Annotated in this window: 20 protein-coding genes; 8 read left to right on the forward strand and 12 right to left on the reverse strand. The window is 61.6% G+C overall.

The window, feature by feature from the left end; translation table 11 throughout:
* Positions 1-84 precede the first annotated feature (84 nt).
* On the reverse strand, positions 85-1,386 hold the full coding sequence (locus ACT53S_RS13775; RefSeq protein ID WP_113378665.1) for an ROK family transcriptional regulator: 1,302 nt from the start codon (positions 1,384-1,386) through the stop codon (positions 85-87).
* Positions 1,387-1,405: 19 nt separating this feature from the next.
* Positions 1,406-2,272 (reverse strand): sugar phosphate isomerase/epimerase family protein, encoded by an 867-nt coding sequence (locus tag ACT53S_RS13780; RefSeq protein ID WP_476067398.1) that lies wholly within the window; start codon positions 2,270-2,272, stop codon positions 1,406-1,408.
* Positions 2,273-2,562: 290 nt separating this feature from the next.
* On the opposite strand from ACT53S_RS13780, the gene ACT53S_RS13785 reads away from it, so the two are divergent.
* Both ACT53S_RS13785 and ACT53S_RS13790 read left to right on the forward strand, forming a co-directional pair.
* Positions 2,563-3,633, forward strand: a complete 1,071-nt coding sequence (locus ACT53S_RS13785) for a Gfo/Idh/MocA family protein (protein ID WP_476067399.1) — start codon at positions 2,563-2,565, stop codon at positions 3,631-3,633.
* 11 nt (positions 3,634-3,644) lie between these two features.
* Complete coding sequence (locus ACT53S_RS13790; RefSeq protein WP_476067400.1) at positions 3,645-4,562, forward strand: carbohydrate kinase family protein; 918 nt, start codon at positions 3,645-3,647, stop codon at positions 4,560-4,562.
* A 128-nt stretch (positions 4,563-4,690) separates the two neighbouring features.
* Here the strand turns inward: ACT53S_RS13790 and cysG are convergent, their stop codons facing one another.
* The 9 genes from cysG to ACT53S_RS13835 form a co-directional block, all read right to left on the reverse strand.
* Positions 4,691-6,193 (reverse strand): siroheme synthase CysG, encoded by a 1,503-nt coding sequence (cysG, locus tag ACT53S_RS13795; RefSeq protein WP_476067401.1) that lies wholly within the window; start codon positions 6,191-6,193, stop codon positions 4,691-4,693.
* Positions 6,165-8,822, reverse strand: coding sequence for a nitrate reductase (locus ACT53S_RS13800; RefSeq protein ID WP_476067402.1), 2,658 nt, complete (start codon positions 8,820-8,822; stop codon positions 6,165-6,167). Before ACT53S_RS13800 ends, cysG begins: the two co-directional genes overlap by 29 nt.
* A gap of 30 nt (positions 8,823-8,852) precedes the next feature.
* Positions 8,853-9,182: a nitrite reductase small subunit NirD gene (gene nirD / locus ACT53S_RS13805; RefSeq protein WP_476067403.1), complete on the reverse strand. Its 330-nt coding sequence runs from the start codon at positions 9,180-9,182 to the stop codon at positions 8,853-8,855.
* A 156-nt stretch (positions 9,183-9,338) separates the two neighbouring features.
* Positions 9,339-11,786: a nitrite reductase large subunit NirB gene (nirB, locus tag ACT53S_RS13810; protein WP_476067404.1), complete on the reverse strand. Its 2,448-nt coding sequence runs from the start codon at positions 11,784-11,786 to the stop codon at positions 9,339-9,341.
* Positions 11,787-11,791: 5 nt separating this feature from the next.
* The gene (locus ACT53S_RS13815) at positions 11,792-12,589 is read right to left on the reverse strand and encodes an ABC transporter ATP-binding protein (RefSeq protein ID WP_476067405.1); all 798 of its coding nucleotides are present in this window, start codon (positions 12,587-12,589) and stop codon (positions 11,792-11,794) included.
* 11 nt (positions 12,590-12,600) lie between these two features.
* The gene (ntrB, locus tag ACT53S_RS13820) at positions 12,601-13,500 is read right to left on the reverse strand and encodes a nitrate ABC transporter permease (RefSeq protein ID WP_476067406.1); all 900 of its coding nucleotides are present in this window, start codon (positions 13,498-13,500) and stop codon (positions 12,601-12,603) included.
* A 179-nt stretch (positions 13,501-13,679) separates the two neighbouring features.
* Positions 13,680-14,978, reverse strand: a complete 1,299-nt coding sequence (locus ACT53S_RS13825; RefSeq protein ID WP_476067407.1) for a CmpA/NrtA family ABC transporter substrate-binding protein — start codon at positions 14,976-14,978, stop codon at positions 13,680-13,682.
* A 350-nt stretch (positions 14,979-15,328) separates the two neighbouring features.
* Complete coding sequence (locus ACT53S_RS13830; RefSeq protein ID WP_476067488.1) at positions 15,329-16,600, reverse strand: CmpA/NrtA family ABC transporter substrate-binding protein; 1,272 nt, start codon at positions 16,598-16,600, stop codon at positions 15,329-15,331.
* Positions 16,601-16,634: 34 nt separating this feature from the next.
* Positions 16,635-17,228 (reverse strand): ANTAR domain-containing response regulator, encoded by a 594-nt coding sequence (locus tag ACT53S_RS13835; protein ID WP_476067489.1) that lies wholly within the window; start codon positions 17,226-17,228, stop codon positions 16,635-16,637.
* A 260-nt stretch (positions 17,229-17,488) separates the two neighbouring features.
* Between ACT53S_RS13835 and ACT53S_RS13840 the strand changes: the two genes are divergently transcribed.
* The 5 genes from ACT53S_RS13840 to ggt all read left to right on the forward strand — a co-directional run bounded on the left by ACT53S_RS13840 (position 17,489) and on the right by ggt (position 22,216).
* The gene (locus ACT53S_RS13840; protein WP_476067408.1) at positions 17,489-18,160 is read left to right on the forward strand and encodes a GntR family transcriptional regulator; all 672 of its coding nucleotides are present in this window, start codon (positions 17,489-17,491) and stop codon (positions 18,158-18,160) included.
* Positions 18,161-18,254: 94 nt separating this feature from the next.
* Complete coding sequence (locus ACT53S_RS13845) at positions 18,255-19,106, forward strand: lysine/arginine/ornithine ABC transporter substrate-binding protein (RefSeq protein ID WP_476067409.1); 852 nt, start codon at positions 18,255-18,257, stop codon at positions 19,104-19,106.
* A gap of 73 nt (positions 19,107-19,179) precedes the next feature.
* Positions 19,180-19,893, forward strand: a complete 714-nt coding sequence (locus ACT53S_RS13850) for an ABC transporter permease (protein ID WP_476067410.1) — start codon at positions 19,180-19,182, stop codon at positions 19,891-19,893.
* Positions 19,890-20,582, forward strand: a complete 693-nt coding sequence (locus tag ACT53S_RS13855) for an ABC transporter permease (RefSeq protein WP_476067411.1) — start codon at positions 19,890-19,892, stop codon at positions 20,580-20,582. Before ACT53S_RS13850 ends, ACT53S_RS13855 begins: the two co-directional genes overlap by 4 nt.
* A gap of 38 nt (positions 20,583-20,620) precedes the next feature.
* Entirely contained in the window at positions 20,621-22,216 is a 1,596-nt protein-coding gene (gene ggt, locus ACT53S_RS13860; protein ID WP_476067412.1) for a gamma-glutamyltransferase, read from the forward strand.
* A gap of 55 nt (positions 22,217-22,271) precedes the next feature.
* Here the strand turns inward: ggt and ACT53S_RS13865 are convergent, their stop codons facing one another.
* Positions 22,272-23,294, reverse strand: coding sequence for a LacI family DNA-binding transcriptional regulator (locus tag ACT53S_RS13865; protein ID WP_476067413.1), 1,023 nt, complete (start codon positions 23,292-23,294; stop codon positions 22,272-22,274).
* Between the two features lie 316 nt (positions 23,295-23,610).
* On the opposite strand from ACT53S_RS13865, the gene ACT53S_RS13870 reads away from it, so the two are divergent.
* Positions 23,611-24,897 carry an ABC transporter substrate-binding protein gene (locus ACT53S_RS13870; protein WP_476067490.1) on the forward strand — a complete coding sequence of 429 codons (1,287 nt, stop codon included), beginning with the start codon at positions 23,611-23,613 and terminating at the stop codon, positions 24,895-24,897.
* Positions 24,898-25,093: the final 196 nt, after the last annotated feature.

Genomic DNA, 25,093 nt, shown 5'->3' on the forward strand with positions numbered 1-25,093 from the left:
GCAAGCATCACCGCTCGGTGCAGCCTAAGATGAGATGCATGATGAATCGGCCGGCCGGTTACTAACGCAGGCCGTGAGGCCTCTTCATGCGCCGCCGCCCGATATCTCGAACGGCCGCACCTCCGCGAGATTCTGACGGATATAGAGATGTCGGAAATTGTGGCTGGTGTTGATGAAGATAGGCAGCATGGCCGCCCCCGTTACCGCAGCATCCTCGCTGAGCCGTGCCGTGACCAGACGCGGATGAACACGATCATGCCGGGCAGCAGGTGTCGGCCGCAACGGATAGGCGCGGTCGACCAGTCGCTCGATCAGGGGCTGCGGCAAAGCACCGCCAACGGCGATAAAGGCCGGATCGTACATCACCTCGATGATGGCCACCACGTCACGCATCAGGCGTGCGGCCGAAGCCAGCCAGTCCATCAACCTGTGGTCTCGAATGGCCAGCAGGTTCAGGATCTGCTCCGGCTCCGGGCTGAGGCCAAGACCGCATGCGAGACCGAGACCACCGATGGAGATCAGCCCGCCCTGCGCAGCCGTTTCGTCCGGTGTCTCAGGCCATGTCTGCGAACCTCCCAGCCCCGCGAACGGAAGTAGCCCGATTTCTCCCGCAGCGCCCCCCATGCCCTTGTAGGGATAGCCATCGATAATCAAACCGGCGCCGGAGCCATGGCCGATATAATAATAGACAAAGGTGGCTTCCTGCGTGTCCGGCCGGTGGATGCGCTCTCCGATAGCGGCAGCCGTTGCATCGTTCTCCACGAGCACAGGAAATCCTGTCAGCCGCTGAAGTTCGTCTGCAAACGGAAAATCGCGCCAAGCCTGCCAGTGCCGCATGGAAAAATCGAACTCGTCGCCTGCCGATCCGAATGTCGGCAGCACCAGCCCGACACCCCACACCCGTTGTGCCGGCAGGCCATGCGAATTGAGCAGAGCCGGCAACACGGCCGCAAGTTCACGGACCGCAGCCGCGGGGTCGCTTGTGTCGACGCGGGCGATGCGCCGGGCACGCTCCTTGCGTGTCAGGTCGAAGACCAGGATGTGACAGAAATTCTGGTCGAGATGCACCCCGATGGAGAAACCGGCTTCTGCATTTGGCTCAAGATAAATCTGTGGCTGTCCCCGCATGCCGGACGACCGTCCCGCTTCAACGATAAGTCCCTGCTCAAGCAGCTCGCGGGTGATGGAAGAGATGGTCTGAGGCTTCAGTCCGATGATGGAGGCAATCTCCACGCGGCTGATCGGCCCCCGCTGAAAAATCGTCTCGAAAACGAGGCGCCGGTTGTGTATCCGCGCATCTTCGATCCGGCTACCGGCAATACGTCCTTCGCCCTCGTCGCCGGCACTCGGACCGGAGCCTGCCCCGGCCTGATTCAAACTCGTCATCTCACCTGCTTCCCGCCGATCACAGCCCCAGGGCCTTCAAGGCTTCCCGGTTGCGTTTCGCAATCGGCAGAGGCTTATCCGGCGGGCAAGGATACATGTCCTGCTCATACACCACATAGCCTCCATAGTCGCGTGCTCTGAGAAAATCCACAACCGCGCGGAAATCCACCATCCCCTTGTCCAGTTCGCACATCACGCCCGATTGGAAGCCCGTGATGAAATCGATGTTTTCGCGCTGGATCTTGTCGAGCAGCACCGGATCGACGTTCTTGAAATGATAGTAGGGAATGCGCTCGGCATAGCGCTTCATGAAGGAGATCGCATCGGCACCCGTATAGGCATGGTGACCGAAGTCGAAGCAGAGACCGACGAGCTCTGGAGGCGTTTCGTCGAGCAGCCGGATGACTTCGGATTCGGTTTCAACCCCGGACCCGACATGCGGGTGGAAGACGAGCGAGAGCCCATGCTCCCCGGCTACGTAACGGGCAGCTTCGGTCACGTTGGCGATCATGCCCCGCCAGCTTTCCGGCGACAGCGCCCTCTCCTTGCCAGGAGCTGGAAGATCGCTGTCGTCCATCAACACGACCCATTCCGCGCCCATCGCTTTTAAAAGGCCGCAGGTCTGCTCCAGTCGCGGCCGCAAGGTTTGCATGGCGTCAGAAGGTGCCAGGAGATGAACGAGAGCCGAGCCGCAGATGCTGAGGCCTCGCGCCGATAGCGCATCGCTCAATCGCCCGGGATCCGTCGGCAGATAGCCCCAGGGACCAGTTTCGGTTGCCGTAAATCCGGCGTCGCGCACTTCGTCCAGATACCGCTCCCATGGCGTCTGCCTAGGGTCCTCAGCATACCAAACTCCCCAAGCGTCCGGCGCCGTTGCCAACTTCATCATCATCTCCATGGCCTTAAGTTCCGACTGTTACCATAATAGATCCGCCCAAATGTTGAAAGGGACAAAATACCGCAAAATTCACATCACGCTGATTTTCATCAATTTTTCCGTCACAAAAGGACCCGTTACGGAAAAGAGGTCACGGAAATCCTCATCCACGCGATAACTTCAGTCCCATTCTATCGGATTTCATCTTGATAAAATCTCTTTTACGTATTTATTTGTCCGCAACAGGTGCCGGTGGCCAACCCGCCTTTGCCGCACCATCAGCAACGGGAACTTCCATAATGATCAGATTAGGCCTGCTCGGGCTCGGCGAAGTCGCACAGCTCATTCATCTGCCAATCCTGCAGCGTCTCAACGAACTCTATACGCTGGCCGGCGCCTATGACCCCTCGCCCTCTGTCAGCCAGGCAATCGGCGCCCGCTGGGGCATCGAAACACTTTACAATTCAGCCGAAGACATGTTCGCGGCAACGGACATCGACGCGGTGATGGTGCTGAGCCCCGACCAGTTTCACGGACGGGACGCACGCGCAGCGCTGAAGGCTGGCAAGCATGTGTTGATCGAGAAGCCCTGCTGCCTGGAACTTGAAGACCTTCAATCGCTCAGCACAACGGCGGACGCGTCCGGCAAGGTGGCCATGGTTGGGTATATGCGTCGCTTCGCGCCGGCCTTCCTGGACGCGAAGGCAAACCTGCCGGCAATGGAAGAGATCACCTATGTGCGGGTCCGCGACGTGATCTGCGAGGGACCCTGGTATTTTCGCCAGACTGATGGGGTGGTCACGCCACAAAACGACCTGCCGCAAGACATGCTAGCCGCTGGCGGCGCGCTACGCAGGGAGATGTTGGACCGCGCACTCGGCGCAGACGCATCGGCGGAACTCAGAACGGCCTATACCGTACTGACCGGACTATCCTCTCACTCGCTCTCGGCGATGCGCGATCTGTTCGGCGCGCCGAAATCCGTGCGGGCTGCTAGCATCAAGCAGGGCGGCACACAGATTACGGCGCTTCTGGACTATGGTCATTTCACGGCGCTGTATGAGTGCATGATCGGCGATGTCGTTCGTTTCGAAGCGGGCTTTGAAATCAACACGCGCTGGAAGCGCATCGCCTTCGAATACCCGACACCCTACATCCGTAACCTGCCCATGACCCTTGACATCCAGACATCCACAGAAAGCGGAAACAGCTTGACGCGGCTCGGACCATTCCACCAGGATCCCTTCGATGTTGAACTTCGTGCCTTTCATGCCGCCGTCACAGCAGGTGGCGAAAACCGCACTCCACCTGCAGAATCGGCAGCAGATCTGGCACTCTTCAAGGCCATCATCGAGGCGGCACGCACCTGAGCGTCCTAAAAATGGAAACAGAAACTCAAAAGCCACTCATCGTCATCGGCAACCTCAACATCGATATCATCATCGGCCCGACGACATGGCCGGACGTCGGAACGGAGGTTTTTGTCGACCAGGATGAGGTACGTGTAGGCGGGTCGGCCGGCAACACGGCGCTCGCGCTCCAGGCTCTCGGCCACCCCCACCTGTTCATTGGATCTATTGGGGCAGATGTCTTCGGGACGGTGCTGGAGCAAGCCTTTGCCCCGGAGACTTGCCGCCTGGTCAGGTGCCCAGCACGCACCACTTTGACGGTGGGCATCACCCACCCGGACAGCGAACGCACCTTTTTTACGACCCGGGGACATCTCACCCATTTTTCGGCTGACGAGGCAATCGCACAACTGGATACTGTCCATATTGCCGGTGGAACCGTGCTTCTGGCGGGCGCCTTTCAAACTGAGCGACTGATGGAGGGTTATGGGCGTCTGATCGAAAACGCAAAAGCGCGAGGAGCAAAGATCGCGATCGACCCAGGTTGGCCGACCGAGGGGTTCACCCCCGCAGCACGCCGGTTTCTCACAGACCTCGTCTCAGCCAGTCATTGCGTCCTGCTGAATGAAATCGAAGCCATGCATCTGAGCGAAACAGACACCCTGGAAGCGGCAGCAAACGCCATCCACGCCCTCCAGCCGATCGGAGCCGAGACTGTCATAAAGTGTGGCCGCAGCGGAGCGATCGTCCTCGATGCCGCCGGCACGCTTCACCGCGCGCCCGCACCGGAGGTCGAAGTGATCGACACCATTGGCGCCGGAGACGTGTTCAATGCGGGCTACCTCTCGGGGCGCAGCCTCGACCAGACGCCGCAGGTCAGCCTCGGGCGAGCCGTCGCGATCGCCTCGCGTGTAATTTCGACACAGCCACGGCGATACGAGATCGAATAGGCGAGCCAAGCAATTCCCGACACGGTAACTCGACCATCCGGCCGTTCATCGAGAGCACCGAACAAGCTGATCTGCTTCAGCCTGTCTAGGGGATACGGATCCGCTTCTGTTGAAGCTCGCCGGTTGGATCAACGTGCCAGCCGTCTCTGCCGCTCTTCCCCAGCAACACCGAACCTCGCGCTCGGCGTCGTCCCGTCGACACGAGCGCTGGCCTCGACCTCTTTGCCGAAGACAGCGCCGATACCGATCAGGACCGGCTCGGCAACGCCCATCGCGAGCATGGCATCTGGCAAGCTGCCCAGCCTGCCAGCCCAGCGGCGCTCCCGCGCACGGCTGACGGAAGACATGACGACGACGGGCGTTTCGGCATCCATGCCGTTTTCCCTGAGACGCTGCTCGATTTCGCCCGCCATGCGTCCGCCCATGTAAAAGACCGAAGTCTGGTTTGGCCCGGCAAGCGAGGCCCAGTCCACGGTGCGCGGCAGTTCACGATGTTTGGAATGCGCCGTGACGAGACGGACCTGCTGGGCATGATCACGATGGGTGAGCGACGTCTTGAGCGAGGCAGCCATCGCCGAGGCGGCGGTGATGCCGGGCACGATATCGACCGCGATACCCTCATCTTGCAGCCGGGCGATTTCTTCCCCGGCGCGACCGAAGATCATCGGATCCCCCGACTTGAGCCGGACAACCCGTTTGCCCGCCTTGGCGAAGCGCAGCATCATCTCGTTGATGTCGTCCTGGCGGCAGCTTTCCCGCCCGCCGCGTTTGCCGACCAGGAAGCGTCGTGCTTCACGTCGCGCCAGTTCCAGCACCTCTGCCGACACGAGATCGTCAAACAGGATGACATCGGCCGCCTGCAACGCCCGCATGGCTTTCAGCGTGAGAAGCTCGGGATCGCCGGGACCGGCGCCGACCAAGGTCACGGACCCGACGGGCGGCGCAGAGGCGATCTGCTCTACCGTCGCGAGCAGGTCATCAGCGGCTTCTTCGGTGGGCGTCTCGTTGGTCGAAAGGCTCCGGGCCACGAAGCGCTCCCAGAAAAGCCGTCTTGCAGCACCCGGTGCCAGGCGGCGGTTGACCGCCTCTCTCAGGGACTGCGCAAGTCCTGCCCATTGTTTCAGCGACGTAGGTAGCAATGTTTCAATCCGCTGGCGGATCGCCTGGGAAAGGATCGGTGCGGCCCCATCGGTGGAGATTGAGACGATCACCGGAGAGCGATTGACAATCGACCCGAACTGGAATTGGCAATAGGCCGGCTTGTCGATGACGTTGACCGGCACGCCAGCCGCACGCGCTGCGCAGAAGAAGGCGTGGGCCTCGTCATCGGTCTCGCAATCAGCCAGCGCCAGGGAGGCTCCCGCAAAGACCCCGCAATGCCAGGGATGCGCACGGTATCGGAGGTCGGTGCGCGCAATGAGCGCCGTCATCGTCTCGCTCAAATCATCGGTTTCGCAATAGACTTCGACCGTAGCACCACAGGCCTGCAGCAACTCGGCCTTCCAGGCGGCACCATCCGATCCCCCGGCGATTACAGCCCGTTTGCCCTGAAGATTCCAAAAGACCGGGAGCTTGGCGAGCGCCGAAATGCGCTCCTGCCCGTCACTCTGCGGCAATGGGTTGTGTCGCATCGAGGATTCTCCTGATTTCGGGGCGGCAGGAGCCGCAATTGGTTCCGGCATTGAGTGCTGCACCGATTGTCTCGACGGAACGGCACCCGCCGCGGGCGGCGGCATTGATCTCGTTGGCCCCGACTGAAAAGCAGGAACAGACGATCGCGCCCTTGTCGGGCCGACCGGCAGCCGGACGGCCGGCGAGAAGCGCGAAGCGCGCGGCGCGATCCGGATGGCTTTCCGTCAGTTGATCGACGGCCCATTGCCGTGACACGGGAACGGGTTCGGACGCGACGAACAGAGCCGCCAGAAGCGTCTCTCCATGAAAGGCGAGCACACGGTGGCCACCGGCTCGCTGATCGATGTAGCCAGAGATTTCAAACTCATCCGCAAGCTGCAGGTTGCCCCGCAGCCAGGCCTCCCAGCCCTCAGCCGGTGGATCCCCCGCAAATTCGACACGATAACCACCTTCAGTCCTCGCAATCGCCCAATAGCCAAATGGCAGGTCACACGGCCGGGTCGCCGTGACCAGGAAACCGTGAACCTCAGCCAAATGGCGGACAACGGAAACGCGCGACATCTTCAGGGCCGGCTGTCCGGAGATCGGATCCCTGCGGGAGGCGACCAGCGTGTCGACCCGCGCGCTCGGTGCCGTCTCTCCCGTCCAGTGCATGGGAACGAAAACCGCGCCCCTTATCTGGCGTTCGGTCAGAAGAGCCCGGACGATGATCGACCGGCCATTGGCGGCGTCGATGCGCACCAGATCGGCATCGTCGATGCCGGCCTTAGCTGCATCTGCGGGATGGATCTCGCAGAAGGGTTCGGCAATATGCGTGGAGAGGCGCGCGCTCTTCCCGGTCCGCGTCATCGTATGCCAGTGGTCGCGAATGCGGCCGGTATTCAAGGTGAAGGGATGACGCTCATCGATTGGTTCCGGAGCGGGTGTCGTCACCGGCACAAGTCGTGCCTTTCTGTCCGTGGTGAAAAATCCACCATCGGCAAAGAAACGGATAGCCGATGACCCGTCTTGCCGCATAGGCCATTGGAACGGCACCAATTCCTCGTAGACCGGCGCGCCGATGCCGGCATGGGCGCCGATATCGAAATCACGCTCGCCACTATTCTCGAAGGCGGACAGCGCCGCATGTTCGGCATAGATTGCGGCCGGACCATCATAGGCGAAATGCCGAGAGTAACCCATCCGCTTGCCGACTTCCGCCAATTGCCACCAATCGGGGCGGGCCTCGTCCGGCGTCGGTAAGAATGGCCTCTGCCGGGAGATCCGCCGCTCGGAATTGGTCACGGTGCCGGACTTTTCACCCCAGCCGGTGGCCGGCAGCAGGACATGGGCGAGACGTGCGGTGTCGGTATCCTTCTGAATGTCGGAGACTACCACGAAGGGACAGGCCGCAAGGGCTGCCTTGACCGCATCAGCGTCGGGCATGGAAACGACAGGGTTCGTCGACATGATCCAGATCGCCTTGATGCGCCCATCGGCCACCGCCTCAAACATGTCGACGGCCTTCAGGCCGGGTTTGTCGGCAATGACAGGGGCCTTCCAGAAGCGCTGCACGCGCTCCCTGTGAATAGGGTTTTCGATCGCCATATGCGCAGCCAGCATGTTGGCGAGACCGCCGACCTCGCGTCCGCCCATGGCGTTCGGCTGACCGGTCAGCGACAAGGGTCCCATGCCGGGTCGACCGATCCGGCCTGTCGCCAAGTGGCAGTTGAGGATGGCGTTGACCTTATCAGTGCCGACGGCGGACTGGTTGACGCCCTGACTATAGCAGGTGACGACCTTCTCAGTCTGGGCGAAGAGTCGGAAGAACTGGCGGATGAGCATGCCGGATATGCCGGTTGCTTCGGAGAGGTCTGAGAGACTTCCATGCGAAGCGGCAAGCAGGGCTTCAGCGAAACCTGAAGTATGCCTGCCAAGGTAGTTTTCATCGATCGTACCGGTCTCGGCCAAGTGGGTGAGCAGACCGTTGAATAGGGCGATATCGCCGTCGGCTTGTACCGGCAGATGCAGATCGGCGATGTCGCAGGTGGCAGTTCGGCGCGGATCGATCACGACCACCTTCATTGCCGGACGGGCAGCCTTGGCAGCTGCCAGTCGCTGGAAAAGGACCGGATGGCACCATGCCATGTTGGAGCCGACGAGCACGACGAGATCGGCGAGTTCCATGTCCTCGTAACAGGCCGGTACGGTGTCAGCGCCGAAGGCACGGCGGTGGCCGGCGACGGACGAGGCCATGCACAGGCGCGAATTGGTGTCGATATTGGCAGAGCCGATGAAGCCCTTCATCAGCTTGTTGGCGACGTAATAGTCCTCGGTCAGCAATTGCCCTGAGACATAGAAGGCGACCGAGTCGCGGCCATGGGTGGCAATGGTCTGCTTGAAGGTGCGCGCCACCATGTCGAGCGCGAGGTCCCAGTTCGTGCGCTCGCCCAGGATCTCCGGGTAGAGTGCGCGACCGTCGAGCCCGAGCGTTTCGGCAAGGGCCGAACCCTTGGAGCAAAGCCTGCCGTAATTGGCGGGATGATCGGGGTCACCCCGGACACTGACTTTGCCCTCATCATCGACGGCGGCGATCACGCCGCATCCGACACCGCAATAGGGGCAGGTCGTCTTGGTTTCACAGGGCATGGCTGCGGCTCCGCGCGTTGGTCATTCCGCTTACTCGGCCGCGACCAGCATGCTTTCGAGCATGATGGACAATTGACCGTCGATGTTGCGGACCGGGATGGTCTTAACTTCTCCTTCGTCGGCACCCAGCGCCTTGCCGGTTTCCAGCGAGATGACCCAGTTGTGCAGCGGGCAGGTCACCGCCTTGCCATGGACGATACCCTGCGTGAGCGGGCCGCCTTTGTGGGGGCAGTGATCCTCGATGGCGAAGACCTCGTTCTCGGCCGTGCGAAACACCCCGATCTTGCCCTCAGGCGTCTTCACGCAGCGCGCGCCACGTAGCGGGATGTCGTCAATGGTGCCGATTGCAATCCAGTTCATGGGTAAGCTCCTTGTTGTTCAGCGCTTGCGGATGTTCACCCTCCCCTTGAGGGGGAGGGTCGGACCGCAGGTCCGGGGTGGGGTGAACATTCGGGCTAACGCGGATCACCCCCACCCGCGCGTTCCGCGCGACCTCCCCGCTCAAGGGGGAGGTAGTCACTCCGCCGCCGCCGAAAATCCGATCGTCGCCATCGGCTTGAACTCGTGCTTGTCCTTGCCCGAGACGCGCTCCGACCAGGGATCGACCTGCGCGAATTTCTGGCTGAAGACGAAACGGTCGTAGTAAGCGCGGCGCTTGTCGGCATCCCCCATGATCTGGCGGCGGATCTCGTCATGGCCGATGCGTTTTGCCCATTTGTAGATGCGCTCGAGATAGCGACCCTGCTCGCGGTACATCTGGGTCAATGCCACGATATGCTCGAGCGCCTCGTCCTCGGTCTTGACCAGGCCCAGAACGTCCGTGCCCTTGATGTCGAGGCCGGCAGCACCAGCGAAGTGGATCTCGAAGCCACTGTCCACGCAGATGACGCCGATATCCTTGCAGGTCGCTTCGGCGCAGTTGCGCGGACAGCCAGAGACGGCCAGCTTCAGCTTGGCCGGTGTCCAAGAACCCCACATGAATTTCTCGATGCGGATACCAAGCCCGGTCGAATCCTGCGTGCCGAAGCGGCACCAGTCGGAACCGACACAGGTCTTCACGGTGCGCAGGCCCTTTGCGTAAGCCTGGCCTGACACAAAGCCGGCCTTGCCAAGATCGGCCCAGACGGCGGGCAGGTCTTCCTTCTCGATGCCGAGCAGGTCGATGCGCTGGCCGCCAGTCACCTTGACCATGGGGATTTCGAACTTGTCGACGACATCGGCGATGGCACGCAATTCGGCGGCGTTCGTCACGCCCCCCCACATGCGCGGGACAACGGAATAGGTGCCGTCCTTCTGGATATTGGCGTGGACGCGTTCATTGATGAAGCGCGACTGGTAATCGTCGGCATATTCGTCGGGCCAGTCCGCGACGAGATAATAGTTGAGCGCCGGGCGGCATTTGGCACAGCCGCAAGAGGTCTTCCATTCCAGTTCCTGCATGACGGCGGGAATGGTCTTCAACCCCTTGGCCTTGATCAGCCGGCGCACGTCGTCATGGCCAAGTTCGGTGCAGGTGCACATCGGTGTGACGGCGGCGGGATTGTAGGCGTCGCCCAGCGTCAGCGCCATCAGCTGCTCGACCAAACCAGTGCAGTTGCCGCAGGAGGCAGACGCTTTCGTGTGGGCGCGCACGCCGTCGAGCGTCGTCAGGCCTTTCCCCGTGATCGCGCCCGTGATCTTGCCCTTGCAGACGCCGTTGCAGCCGCAGATTTCCGCATCATCCGGCAAGGCTGCAACGGCCGCCATAGGGTCCAGCGGGGTGCCCCCCTGGTAGGACTGGCCGAAGATCAGTGTGTCGCGCATCTCAGTGATATCGGTTCCGCGCTTCATCAGGTCGAAGAACCAGGAACCATCGCCCGTTTCGCCATAGAGGACGGCGCCGAGGATCTTGTTGTCCTTCAGCACGAGGCGTTTGTAGATGCCTGCCGAGGCATCGCGCAGCACGATTTCCTCGCGGTCCGGGGCTTCGGCGAAGTCGCCGGCGGAGAAGAGATTGATGCCGGTGACCTTGAGCTTCGTGTTGACGACGGAGCCATGGTATTCGCTGGTGCCGCCAGTCAGGCGATCGGCAAGAACGCGGGCAGCTTCGTAAAGCGGCGCGACGAGGCCGTAACAGGTGCCACGATGTTCGGCGCATTCGCCGAGCGCAAAGACATTCGGGTCCGAGGTCATCATGCCGTCGTCGACGACGATGCCGCGGTTGACGGCGATTCCGGCTTCCTTGGCGAGACTAGAGGCCGGGCGGATGCCGACGGCCATGATCACCATGTCGCCTGATATCACGCGGCCATCTTCCAGCTCGATGCCCTCGACCTTATCGGTGCCGAGGATCTGTTTGGTGTTGGCCTTGGTGATGATCTCGATGCCACGTTCGGTGAGTGCCTTTTCGAGGAGATAGGCGGCCGCCGGATCGAGCTGGCGCTCCATGATCGTCGGCATCAGGTGGATGACGGTGACATCCATGCCCTGCCGTTTCAGGCCATAGGCCGCCTCGAGGCCGAGCAGGCCGGCGCCGATGACGATCGCCCTCCCCTTGCCCTCTGCAATTGCCAGCATCTTCTCGACATCGTCGAGATCGCGGTAGGCAAGGACGCCCGGCAACTGATGGCCGGGAACCGGGATGATGAAGGGCAGCGAGCCCGTCGCGATAACCAGCTTGTCGTAGGGGGCCGTGATGCCGTTGGCCGAGGTGACCGTCTTGGCATGGCGGTCGATCTCGGTGACCTTGGCGCCCTTGTGCAGGGTCACACCATGGCTGGCATACCAATCGTCATTGTGGATGACGATGTCTTCATAGGCCTTCTCGCCCGAGAGCACCGGCGAGAGCATGATGCGATCGTAGTTGACGCGCGGCTCGGCGTTGAAAATGGTGACGTCGAATTGGCCTGGGGCCTTTTCGAACAGTTCTTCCAGCATGCGCCCCGGCGCCATGCCGTTGCCGATGATGACGAGTTTCTCAGCCATTGATGTTACTCCGCGGCTTCGACGAAGCGGTGGCGTTCGTAGAGGAACTTCAACACGGCTTCGCGGGATTTGAGGTAGGTGCGGTCGGCGGCGAGGGCGATGCGGTCGCGCACCCGCGGGATCGGGACGTCAAGCACCTCGCCGATGCGGGCGGCGGGGCCGTTGGTCATCATGACGATGCGGTCGGACAAGAGCACCGCCTCGTCGACGTCGTGGGTGATCATGATCATCGTATTGCCGAGGCGGGAATGGATCTCCATCACCGCGTCCTGCAGGTGGGCGCGGGTGAGTGCGTCCAATGCCCCGAAGGGTTCGTCGAGCAGCAGGATCTTCGGCTCCATGGCGAGCGCGCGGGCGATGCCGACACGCTGCTTCATGCCGCCTGAAATTTCCGCCGGACGCTTGTCCTTGGCATGGGCCATCTGGACGAGATCGAGGTTGCGCATGACCCATTCATGCTTCTCCGCCTTCGTCTTCTTACCGGCGAAGACCTTGGAAACGGCAAGGTTGACGTTTTCGTAGACGGTCAGCCAAGGCAGCAGCGAGTGGTTCTGGAAGACGACGGCGCGTTCCGGACCAGGTTCATTCACCTCGACGTTCTCCAGGAGGACGGCGCCGGCGGAAACCCGTGTCAAGCCGGCGATGAGGTTGAGCAGTGTGGACTTGCCACAGCCGGAATGGCCAATGATCGAGACGAACTCGCCCTTGTCGATGGTGAGCGTGACGTCCTTCAAGACCTCGGTCTTCTGGCCGCCGCGTTCAAAGCTTTTGTCGATATGGTCGATCTTGAGATAGGCGTTCATGGTCGCTCTCCTCAGTTCTTCGCGGTGCCGCGGGTGATGACGTTGCCGAGGAGCGCGACGAGTTTGTCGAGGACAAAGCCGGTCACGCCGATATAGGCGAGCGCCACGATGATGTCGGAGAGACGCGAGGAATTCCACGCATCCCAGATGAAGAAGCCGATGCCGACTCCACCGGTCAGCATTTCCGCGGCAACGATGGCGAGCCAGGAAAGGCCAACCCCGATGCGAAGGCCGGTGAAGATGTAAGGGGCGGCGGCCGGCACCATGATGCGGATGAAGAATTCCATCGGGTTGAGGCGAAGCACCCGGGCGATGTTGCGGTAGTCGTCCGGGATGTTGCGGACGCCGACGGCGGTGTTGATGATCACCGGCCAGATCGAGGTGATGAAAATGACGAAGATCGCCGACGGGTTAGAATTCTGGAAGGCTGCGAGCGACAGCGGCAACCAGGCGAGCGGCGGGACCGTGCGCAGGATCTGGAAAATCGGGTCGAGACCGCGCATGGCCCAGACCGATTGGCCGACGACGGCACCGAGGAAGACGCCGACCACGGCGGCGAGACCGAAGCCGATTGCCACGCGCTGCAGCGAGATCAGCACCCGCCAGGCAAGGCCAATATCCTGCGAGCCATAGTCGAAGAACGGATAAGCAATGAGATCATAGCTGTCGATCCAGACCTGCGACGGCGGTGGCAGGGTTGCTCCCGGACTTGAGCACGCGATCTGCCAGATGGCCAGCAACGCAATCAGCACCACAAACGGCGGCAATACATTGCGACAGATGGCCGCCAGCGGCTTCCGGATGTCGAGCTTAGCGGCTGGGCGCTGTGCGATCATGACGACCGTGCCTGTTCTGGTGGCTGAAATGGCCGTCGCCTCGGCGGTATCAGTCTTGCGGGCGGTTGCGGTCATGGTGTGGTCCCTTTAGGCGGTTGGTGTTCAGTTCATGTCGAGAGATTGCCCCTCACCCGGCTGCCGCCACCCTCTCCCCGCAAGCGGGGGGAGGGGAGTCAGAGCGCCGGCCTTTCCACTTGCCCCTTCTCCCCGCTTGCGGGGAAAAGTTCCCGGCAGAGGGATGAGGGGCAGGCAAACTAAGCCCCGGCCTTGATCGTCAGGCTGTCGAGATAGGCTTTCGGGTTTTCCGGATCGAAGACCTTGCCGTCGAAGAAAGTCTCTGGGCCGCGCGAGCTCGAGGCCGGGATATCGGCGGCGGCGATGCCGAGGTCGGCGGCTGCCGCGCGCCAGATGTCCTCGCGGTTAACCTTGTCGACCAGCGCCTTGATATCGGTATCGGGTGCGAACTTGCCCCAGCGGATGTTTTCGGTGAGGAACCAGGCGTCGTGGCTCTTGAACGGATAGGAGGCGTGGTCCTTCCAGAACTTCATCTCGAGCCCGGTGTTTTCCACGAGGCGGCCATTGCCATAGTTGATCGTGCCCTTGAGGCGACCGGCGACATCCTTCGGCGGCACGTTGAACCATTGGCGCTTGCCGAGGATCGCCGACATCTCTTCCTTGTTGTCCATGCTGTCGGCCCAGATCTGGGCTTCCATCACCGCCATCATCAGCGCCTTTGCGGCGTTCGGGTTCTTCTCGATCCAGTCGGTGCGCAGGCCGAGCGCCTTTTCCGGATGGCCCTTCCACAGCTCGCCGGTGGTGCAGGCGGTAAAGCCAATGCCCTGGTTGACGAGCTGCTCGTTCCAGGGTTCGCCGACACAGAAGGCATCCATGTTGCCGACCTTCATATTGGCGACCATCTGCGGCGGCGGGACGACGATGGTGGAAACATCCTTGTCCGGATCGATACCGCCGGCGGCCAGCCAGTAGCGGATCCAGAGATCGTGGGTGCCGCCGGGGAAAGTCATCGCGACCTTGATCTCTCCGCCCGCAGCCTTCTTGGCGGCAAAGGCCTCCTTCAGCTTGGAAGCGTCGAGCTGGACGCCGGTCTCGGCGTACTCCTTGGCGACCGAAATGCCCTGGCTGTCGAGATTGAGCCGCGCGACGATCGACATCGGCACGGGCACGTTGTTCTGCGTAACCTTGCCGGTCGAGATCAGATAGGGCATCGGGGTCAGGATATGCGCGCCGTCAATGCCGTTCGCCTCGCCGCCGAGCACGAGGTTGTCGCGGGTCGCACCCCAGGACGCCTGCTTCAGCACTTCGACATCGGGGAGCCCATGCTTCTCGAAGAGGCCCTTTTCCTTGGCGATGATCAGAGGTGCGGCATCGGTCAAGGCAATGAAGCCGAGCTTGACGCCGGTCACTTCCGGCCCGGCGCTTGCAGCGAATGCGCCTGATGGAAATGCCATGCGAGCCGCGCTCGCCAGAGCGGCAGCAGAACTGATCTTGAGGATTTGGCGGCGGCTGATGCCTGTTGCTGTGGTCTTGGTCATGACTGAGTGCCCCTCTTTGTGTGACGGAGATCCGGAAAACGGAAAAAACGCCGCGTGCTTTCCTGCGAGGTCCTGGCGGGAGGAGCCGGACAGCAAGAAGCCTGCGACGTCATTGTCTGATGGTTATCTGCGCCTCGAAGGCGCTCATCCGTCCTGCGATCGCCGTTGACCGTGGACAAAAATAGGAAAGCAAGCAGCGTGCCAGTTTCAGACGGCGACTGCTAAACTCGCGATTTACAAGCGCTGTTTTCCAATCGCGGCTATAAACTGCAACTCTGCGGGAGCGAGGCTTGCCCGTTACGAGGACTCAACAAGGATGCAAATGCCTCACGTTTGTGCAGTGCATCCTATCAAGCTTCTGAAGCCCCGTACGGCGCTGCCGAGGTCGAGCGGACTGGAAAACGCTCGACATAGGCCTCAATCTTGCCGGGGTCGAACGGCTCACCATCCATGAACCCCTCGTAACCGCGGCTTCCCTTTTCGCTTGCCTCATCCGGTATCGCAGCATCGCGACCGAGCGCGACCCGGTAGAGATCGGGGCGGAACGCCGTCCTGGCGCGCGCCAGCCCCTCCGGGCTGAACTCGGTCTGGCCCCAGCGGATCATCTGGCTGTAGATCCAGCTTGCCTGATCCGGCCGGGGATGGTTTGCCGCGCCGCGATGAAAGAGGAAATAGTCGGGAACGACCCGCTTGGTTCCCCGCGCGTCGAGACTGAACTCCCCGCTCAACACGCTCCTGATGATGCTGGTCGGTGCGGCGATGTATTCCGGTGCGCTGAGGATCTCGGCGAGTTCATTGTGGTTATCCGCGTCATCGCACCAGCGGGCGGCGCGATCGAGCGCGACGATCAGACGGGAGACCGTATCGGCATTGGCCGCCGCCCAGTCGGGACGCAGGCCCAACACTTTCTCAGGCGCCAGCGCCCAGATATCCTGCTTGGCCGCGACGATGCGACCCGTGCCGCGCTCCGAAGCGATCATGTTCCAGGGGGCTCCGACGCAGAAGCCGTCGATTGCGCCGGCGGCAAGCGCATCGGATGTCAGCGGCGGCGGAACCACTACCAGCTTGACATCGCGATCCGGATCGATCCCACCAGCAGCCAGCCAGTAACGGAACTCGTAATTGTGCGAGGAGAACGGATAGGTCATGCCGAGTGTCGGCACGGCTTCGCCGCGCGCCCGCATGTCGGCCAGCAAGGCTGCGAGGGCCTTGGCATTGGCAAGCGAGTCCGCGTCGTCCCCGAGCCCGGTCAAGGATTTCATGCGCTCGAAGATGCGCAGCGACAGCGTAATCGCATTGCCGCCACGCCCAAGGGAAAAGGGCGCGATGGTGGGCGACGGGTTGGACCCCAGCCCGAGCATGGACGCGACCGGCATGGGCGAGAGCATGTGGGCAATGTCGAACTGGCGGAAGGCGAGCCTGTCACGGACATTCGCCCAGGAAACGTCGCGCACCAGTTCGAGACGCAGGCCTTCTGCTTCGGCGAAACCAAGCTCTGCAGCAACAATCAGGATCGACGCGTCCATCAGCGGAATGTAGCCCGCTCGCAGCACTCTCTGCTCCTTGCCATGCACGCGGGCGGGTACAGGCACCGACACGTCACCAGATTGGGTCGAAACCATCTCGTTCACCAGCATTCTCCAATCCATTCTGCGCTCACAGCAGCAGTCCAGCGGCCGTCACGACACTCTGGGCGATGTCGGCCAGCTTCTTCTTTTCGTTCATGGCGGTCTGCCGCAGCAGGGCGAAGGCCTCCTCTTCGCTCAGGCCCCGCATCTTCATCAGAATGCCCTTTGCGCGTTCGATGACCTTCCGCTCCTCCAGCGCGTTGCGCGCCTCGGCCAGTTCGCGCTGCAGCCGGCTGAAGGCGTTGAAGCGGCTTACGGCCATGTCGAGGATCGGCTTCACGCGCTCCTTCTTCAGCCCATCGACGACATAGGCCGAGACCCCGGCATCGACGGCCGCCTCGATGGCGGCGCTGTCGGAACGGTCGACGAACATGGCGATCGGTCGCGAAATCATCCGGGTGAGCTGGAACATGTGCTCCATCATGTCCCGGTTGGGATTCTCGATATCGATGATGATGACATCCGGGTCCATCGTCTCGATCAGCCGCGCGACGCCCTGCATCTCATGGATCACTTTGACATTGACGTGCCCCGCTTCGTTCAACCCCTCCTCGATGATTGAAGCCCGGATGGCATTCTCGTCGATCACGAGGATCGTCAGATCGGTCGAGTTCTTCGACATCGTCAGGTCACACCATAGACCGGCAGCCACGCGAACGCCTGCGGTAGTGCTTGGCGATCAGCCGTAACGTTGTGGCGACGGAAATGGAGCGCGCATGGACGGACAATGATTTCTCCCGCTGAAAGACTTGTCCAACAGAAGCAATTCTCGCGCCAAATCCCCGCAACGAAACCGTAAGGGCGGCAATGAACGAAGAAGCCACTTGACGAAGCTCGGGCGCGATGATTGGATAATTGGATATAAAAATTCAGTGAGACAAAATGTCGAGCTCATTCGCCAACAATGCGCCACTCGCCTCGACTGCAGAGCAGGAGGCCTATGTTCACCTTCAGCGGGCGTTGCGCCTCGGACGCTACAAACCCGGCGACCGGCTGATTCCGGAAGAAATCGCCTCTGAGATCGGCATGAGCCGGATGCCGGTTCGCGAAGCATTTCGCCGCCTCGCAGCGGACGGATTGGTCACTTTGCGTCCCAATCGCGGCTGTGTCGTCGCAGGGCTGACGCTTGACGAAATTCATGAGACTTTCGAAATCCGGTCCGTGCTGGAAGGGCTCGCGGTCAGGCTCGCAACGCCGCGCATGAATGCAGAGTTCTTCGAGGAGCTCGAGGGCCTGCTCGACCGCATGGAACGTGACGGGCGGTCGGGCGGCAGCGACTGGGTTTCCCGCCATCAGCAATTTCATGCGCTGATATTCAATCTCAGCCAGCGACCAAAACTGATCCGCCAGATCACGGCCCTCCATGTGGTCATCGAGCCCTACATGCGCATTTGGTTCGACTATGTGAACAAGCCGCTGTCGGCACGGGAAGAACACCAGACACTGATCGACGCCTTGCGGTCCGGGGATCCGGACCATGCCGAGGCCGTGATGCGCGAACACATTATTGCGACTGCGGACCTGCTGGCCGACTACGCCAGTCCGGGACGCTGAAGATCGCCCGAAAGATTGTCCGTAGCCGGAGACGACATCCGGCACGGGCGGGGAACCGCCGTCACGAACGGCTCAACAACGAAGAGGAAAAGTCATGACGATCCGTCGCATGGCCGCGCTGGCGGCTGCTCTCATCACACTGACATCTGGGCAGCTGGCCCATGCGCAGAGCGCACCGACAGAAATCAAGATCGCCACCGAGGGCGCCTACGCTCCCTGGAATTTTACCAATGCCGATGGTGAGCTCGACGGGCTCGAGATCGAGCTGGCAAATGATCTCTGCGCCCGGATGAAGATCAAGTGCACGATCGTCGCGCAGGATTGGGACGGGCTCATCCCCTCCCTCACCATCGGCAAGTATGACGTCATCATGGCAAGCATGTTCATCACGCCGAAGCGCCTGGAAACGATCGACTTCACCCAGCCTTATGCCGTCGACCCATCCGGCTTTGCGGTTGCCAAGGACAGCGAGTTGGGCAAGCTCGGCGTCTCCGCCGAAAAGTTCAAGCTTGAGGATGAAGCGGCGGCGATGGCGGCCATCGACAAGCTCAAGCCGCTGCTCAAGGGCAAGATCGTCGGCGTGCAGGCGGCGACGACCAACCTCGATTTCGTCAAGAAATACTTCGGCGACACCGTTGAGATCCGCGAATACAAGACCACCGAACAGCACGACCTCGATCTCGCCGCCGGACGCATCGACGCGCTCTTTGCCCAGCAGACGGCCCTTGCGGCCACGCTCGCCAAGCCGGAATTCGCTGATTACACCATTGCCGGCCCAGGCTTTGTTGGGGGCGTCTTCGGCCTCGGCACCGGCGCTGGCCTGCGCAAGGACGACACCAAGCTCAAGGAAATGCTGAACGCGGCCATCGATTCGGCCATTGCCGATGGAACCATCAAGCGCATCTCGGAGAAATGGGTCGGCACAGACGTCACTCCGGTCAAGTAAATTAAGGCGAACCGATGCAGCCGGAGTTCCCGCAACTCCGGCTGCAGCAATGACATAAAGGGGTTTCGCCCGCATGCTTGAAAAACTGTATCTGCTCGGTTTCGCCGAAGGCGGCTGGGGCCTCGCCCTGCTCAGCGCAGCGGGCATGACACTTTTGCTATCGGTGTTGGGCTTTTTGCTGGGCGCTGCCTTCGGTGCCCTTGGCGCAAGCGGCGGACTGTCCTCCAGACGGCTGCCGAGATCGCTGGCCTCGGTTTACGGCACCATTTTCCGCGGGGTCCCCGATCTTCTCACCATCTACCTATTTTACTACGGCGGCAGCGTGGCTTTGACAGCGATTGCCAAGGTCTTCGGCTCGGACGGGTTTGTCGGCCTTCCCGCGCTTGCGACCGGCGTCATCGCCATCGGCATCATCTCAGGCGCGTATCAAGCCGAAGTCTATCGGGGCGCCTACGTCGCCGTAGAGCGGGGGCAGTTCGATGCGGCAAAAGCGCTGGCCCTGTCGCGGTTCCAAATGCTGCGGCTCGTGATCATTCCCCAACTCCTGCGCCACGCAATCCCCGGTCTTGGCAATGTCTGGCAGCTCGTTCTCAAGGACTCCGCCCTGATCTCCGTGATCGGTCTCGTCGAACTGATGCGTCAGTCACAGATCGGTGCGGGGTCCACGCGCGAGCCCTTCCTGTTCTATATCGCGGCGGCATCCCTCTATTTCGCCATTGCCGGGATCACCGGCCAGGCCTTTCGCATCGCCGAGACCCGCACCTCACGAGGGATCCTGCATCGATGATCGACGTTCGCTTCTTCTTGCAGATCCTTCCGCAACTTTTCTCCGGCGTGCCGCTCACCCTCCAGCTGGCCGGCACTTCCCTGCTGCTCGGCTTCGCACTGGCACTGCTGCTGGCGCTCGCGCAACAGGGCGAGCATCGCCTTCTGATCTGGCCGATCCGCACCTTCGTGGCCGTCTTTCGCGGAACGCCGCTGCTGGTCCAGATTTTTCTCATCTATTACGGACTCGGACAGTTTCGCCCTGCATTGCAGACCATCGGGCTCTGGGGCCTGTTTCGCGAACCCTACTGGTGCGCAATCCTAGCTTTGACCCTGAACACCGCCGCCTATGGCAGTGAGATCCTGCGCGGTGCGATCAAGAACGTCCCGCGCGGGCTGGGCGAAGCAGCCCAGGCGCTCGGCATGACCCGCCTTTTGACCCTCCGGCTGGTGATCCTTCCGATTGCACTTCGTCAGGCGATCCCGGCCTATGGCAACGAAATCATATTGATGGTCAAAGGCACATCGCTTGCCTCGATCATCACGCTACTGGAGGTCACGGGCATTGCGAGAAACCTGATCTCCGAAAGCTACCGCGCCATCGAGGTCTTTCTGGCAGCCGGCGCGATCTACCTGTTCCTGAACTTCCTGATTGTCCGGGCACTGGCCCACCTGGAAGTTCGCATGACGCCATACCGCTCCCGCAGCTGAGGACCGGTGCAACTGACAATACGAGGAGACTGACAAGGATGCGCAATTTTGAGAAGCCGACGCGGTCGGTGGCCGTCTCGGCCAAAGCCATGGCTGCGACCTCCCATCCATACGCAACGCTGACGGCGGTCAACATCCTGCAGGCCGGCGGCAACGCGATGGATGCGGCGATTGCTGCCTGTGCCGTTCAATGCGTGGTCGAACCCGGTTCGACAGGCATCGGAGGGGATTGTTTCGTGCTTTACGCACCAAAGGGTGGTGAACGTGTGCTGGCGTATAACGGCTCCGGCCGGACCCCGAAGGCGCTGACCGTTGACTGGTTCGAGGAGCGCGGTCTGACCGAAGTTCCCCGGCAGTCACCGTCTGCCGTCACCATTCCGGGTGCAATCGATGCCTGGACCCGCCTGCATACTGATCATGGTCGCCTGCCGCTCGCAGACGTTCTGGCCCCGGCGATACGCTATGCGGAAGACGGCTATGCCATTACGCCGCGCGTTCACCGCGACTGGGCGAAGGAGGAGGAACTTCTCGCCGCCGACAAGGCAGCAGCCGAGATCTTCCTGCCCGACGGACGCGCGCCTCGGATCGGTGAAATGCATCGGCAGCCAAAACTCGCCGCCACGCTGCGCAAGATCGCAGCGGAAGGACGTGATGGCTTCTACCGAGGCTCCGTTGCAGAAGACATGGTCTCGCATCTGAAAGCGCATGGCGGCCTGCACACGCTTGAGGACTTTGCAGCGGCGAAAGGTGAGTATGTCGACCCGGTTACCACCGATTTCCGCGGCTACACCATCCATGAATGCCCGCCGAACGGTCAGGGCATCATCGCGCTGCTGATCCTCAACATCCTCTCCAACTTTGACAACGCGTTGGAACCTCAGTCCCCCGATCGGCTGCATCTAGAGATCGAAGCGACCCGCCTCGCCTATGCCGCGCGCGACGCCTGGATCGCCGATCCGGCTAAGGCGAATGTCCCGATCGACGAACTGCTGTCGCCGGGCTTCGCACGCGGTCTCGCCGAGAAGATCGACTTGACCCGCGCCCTGACCGAACTGCCGGACTTCGAGATGCCGCTGCATCGCGACACGGTCTACATTTCAATCGTCGACGAAGAACGCAATGCGGTGAGCTTCATCAACTCGATCTTCGACAGTTTCGGCACCGGGCTTGTCGCACCCCAATCCGGCGTGATCCTGCACAATCGCGGCCAGAGCTTCTCGCTGAAGCGTGGCCACCCCAACATGATCGCGCCGGAGAAGCGCCCCCTGCACACCATCATCCCCGGCATGGTGACTCGAAACGGACGTACGGAAATGTCCTTCGGTGTGATGGGCGGCTACTACCAGGCCATGGGCCATGCCCATCTCATCTCTAAAGTCGTCGACTACGACATGGACATGCAGGATGCGATCGACCTGCCCCGCCTGATCCCGGTCGGCGGCCAGGTGCCGCGTGTCGAGGTGGAACACACCGTTTCGCCGGAGACCCTCACGGAACTGACTCGCCGCGGTTTCGAAATCGTGCCCGCGGAAGATCCGATCGGTGGCGCACAGGTCATCCGGATCGACTGGGACCATGGCACCCTGACGGGGGCATCGGAGTCCCGCAAGGATGGGATTGCCCTGGGGTATTAAAGGAAGAGGGAGGACGTCCGGCGGGAACGACCTCTCGGCCTGCCCGCCACTTCGGTCACAGGTTTTCCTTGAGCAGGATCTCGATACGGATCTTTTCCTGGGCAGCAAGCGGCTCTCGGGCGTCGGACCGGGCACGCATGATCCGAATGGCGCTGCGCACCGCATGGCCCGGATCCTGGGCGATCACGGCATCGAGCAGGTCGTCGCGCAGCGCCTGTTCCGTAAAGGGTGTTCGCTCGTGGACGACCACGGCGATGCCACCGAGCTCGACGTTTCCGGCAGCCGCCAAGATCGGCGCCCGGGCCTCGGCACTGAGCACGTAGATGCCGGAAACGTCTCGATTACCGGCAAGCACCCGGGACACCACTTGGCGGGTGCGTGCCTCGTCGGCATGGGTCTCAATCGACGGAAGGCAGATCAAGTGCGGAAAGGCTCTGTTGATCACCTGATCGAAGCCGAGGCGACGTTGAATGCTGTCGAGCGACTGCATGGTCTCGGCAATCACCATCACCTTACCCGGCTGTGAACCCGCGAGCATCCCCATCAGCTTGCCTGCGGTCGCGCCAGCCGCGAAATTGTCGATGCCGACAAAGTCTGCCTCGGGCAGCTTTTCCTGGCCGGACAGGAATTGCACGACCTTGATGTTGCGCTCCAGGAGCCGGGCCATGGCGTCGCGGACCTGGGGCGATTCCGGGGCCATCACGGCAACGCCGTCAACAGTCTCCTTGTCGAGGCTGGAAAGCAGCTTGGCGAGACCGTGCGCGTCGTCGGTCTCGATCTGGCGATACGAGACTTCGGTCAGGTCGCCCTTGAGCGCACTCGTCAGTTCCTCCACATGGCGCAGCAATTCCCTCAGGTAGAGATCACCGCTGTCGGGCAGCAGAAAGAGGAAGCGGTAGACCTTGTTCCGAGCAAGGCTGACGGCGGCAGGATTGCGGACGAAGCCGATCCGCTCGATCGCGTCATTGACCAGCCGGGCAGCCTTCGGGCTCACATTCGGCCGATCGTTCAAGACACGGTCGACGGTCGCAAGGCTGACGCCTGCAGCCTCGGCCAGATCTTTCGCTGTTGGACGCATGATGACTTCCTGCTGATTTGCGCCTCAGAGCTTTCCTTCAAAACAGTCGTAAACGCAAGAATTGATGTGCGCACCTCAAAAATTGCTTGCGTTGAGGTGCGCACATCAATTAGCCTCCCTGTTGGTTCGGGGGGAGATGCATTCACTGCAGCCCGTTCCGCTGGAGGAGGCCGGCCAGAGATTAGGGTTTGGAGCCGGCATGTGGCCCGCAAGGGCGTTTCGCCATCCGCTGGGAACCGGACGGCGCTGGGAGGATGACATGATGAAATCGCTTTACGTGAAAGGCCTGCTTGCTGCCGGAACGGTCGCCTGTTCGATGAGTTTCGGCGCAGCGACGGCCCATGCCGACGAAAAGGAATTGACCCTCTGCTGGGCCGCCTGGGACCCTGCCAATGCGCTGGTCGAACTCAGCAAGGACTTTGAGGCTTCGTCCGGCATCAAGATGAAATTCGAATTTGTGCCGTGGCCGAACTTCGCCGACCGCATGCTCAACGAACTCAATTCGGGCGGCAAGCTGTGCGACCTGATGATCGGTGACAGCCAGTGGATCGGTGGCGCAGCCGAGAACGGCTGGTATGTGAAGCTCAACGACTTCTTCGACAAGGAAGGCATCAAGATGGATGCCTTCGTGCCGGCGACCGTGACGGGCTATTCAGAATGGCCGAAGAACACCCCGAATTACTGGTCGCTTCCGGCCTTCGGCGACGTGGTCGGCTGGACCTACCGGAAGGACTGGTTCGAGCGCCCGGAAATCCAGACCGCCTTCAAGGAAAAATTCGGTCGCGACCTGACACCGCCGGCCACCTTCGACGAGTTAAAGCAGGTCGCGGAATTCTTCCAGGGCCGCGATATCGACGGCAAGACCGTCTATGGCGCCTCGATCTACACCGAGCGTGGCTCGGAAGGCATCACGATGGGCGTGATGGACGTGCTCTATAGCTATGGCTTCAAGTATGACAATCCGGAAAAGCCCTATGAGATGGAAGGCTTCGTCAATTCGGAAGGCGCTGTGAAGGGCCTCGAATTCTACAAGTCTCTCTATGATTGCTGTGTCGCACCGGGTACGTCCAACACCTACATGGGCGAAGGCATCGACGCTTACAAGTCGGGTCAGGTCGCCATGCAGATGAACTTCGCCTTCACCTGGCCGGGCTTCGAGGCGGATCCGAATGTCGGAGGCGGCAAGACCGGCTATCTTGTCAACCCGGCAGGCCCGGGTGGCGAAAAATTCGCCCAGCTCGGCGGCCAGGGCATTTCGGTCGTCGCCAATACCGACAACATGGACGGCGCACTGGCCTACATCAAATGGTTTGCCCAGAAGGACGTGCAGGACAAGTGGTGGTCGAAGGGTGGCTTCTCCTGCCTGCGTGCCGTCGTCGAAGACCCGAACTTCGCCAAGAGCCAGCCCTATGCGCAGACCTTCCTCGACAGCATGGCGATCGTGAAGGACTTCTGGGCCGAGCCGTCCTATGCGACGCTCCTCCAGGCCTCGCAGAAGCGCTTCCACGACTATGTCGTGGCCGGCAACGGCACCGCGAAGGAAGCGCTGGACGGCCTGATTGCCGACTGGACGGAAACCTTCGAGGACGAAGGCAAACTCTGACCCTTGGAAGGGCTGCCTCGGGACAGCTATCCAGAGGCATGCGCCAATCTCTTCCCCGGCCACGCCGGGGAAGAGCTCAAAGCCAGCGTTGCCGCCGGCATCGACCTCTGAAACTCTTGAAGCCTGCCGGCACAACCGAGCTTTGCCATGTTGTCTCATGGGGCACGGCACCGCATGCGGCTGCTCTTTGGAAACG

The organism is Allorhizobium sp. DMC15 (genome assembly GCF_056314065.1).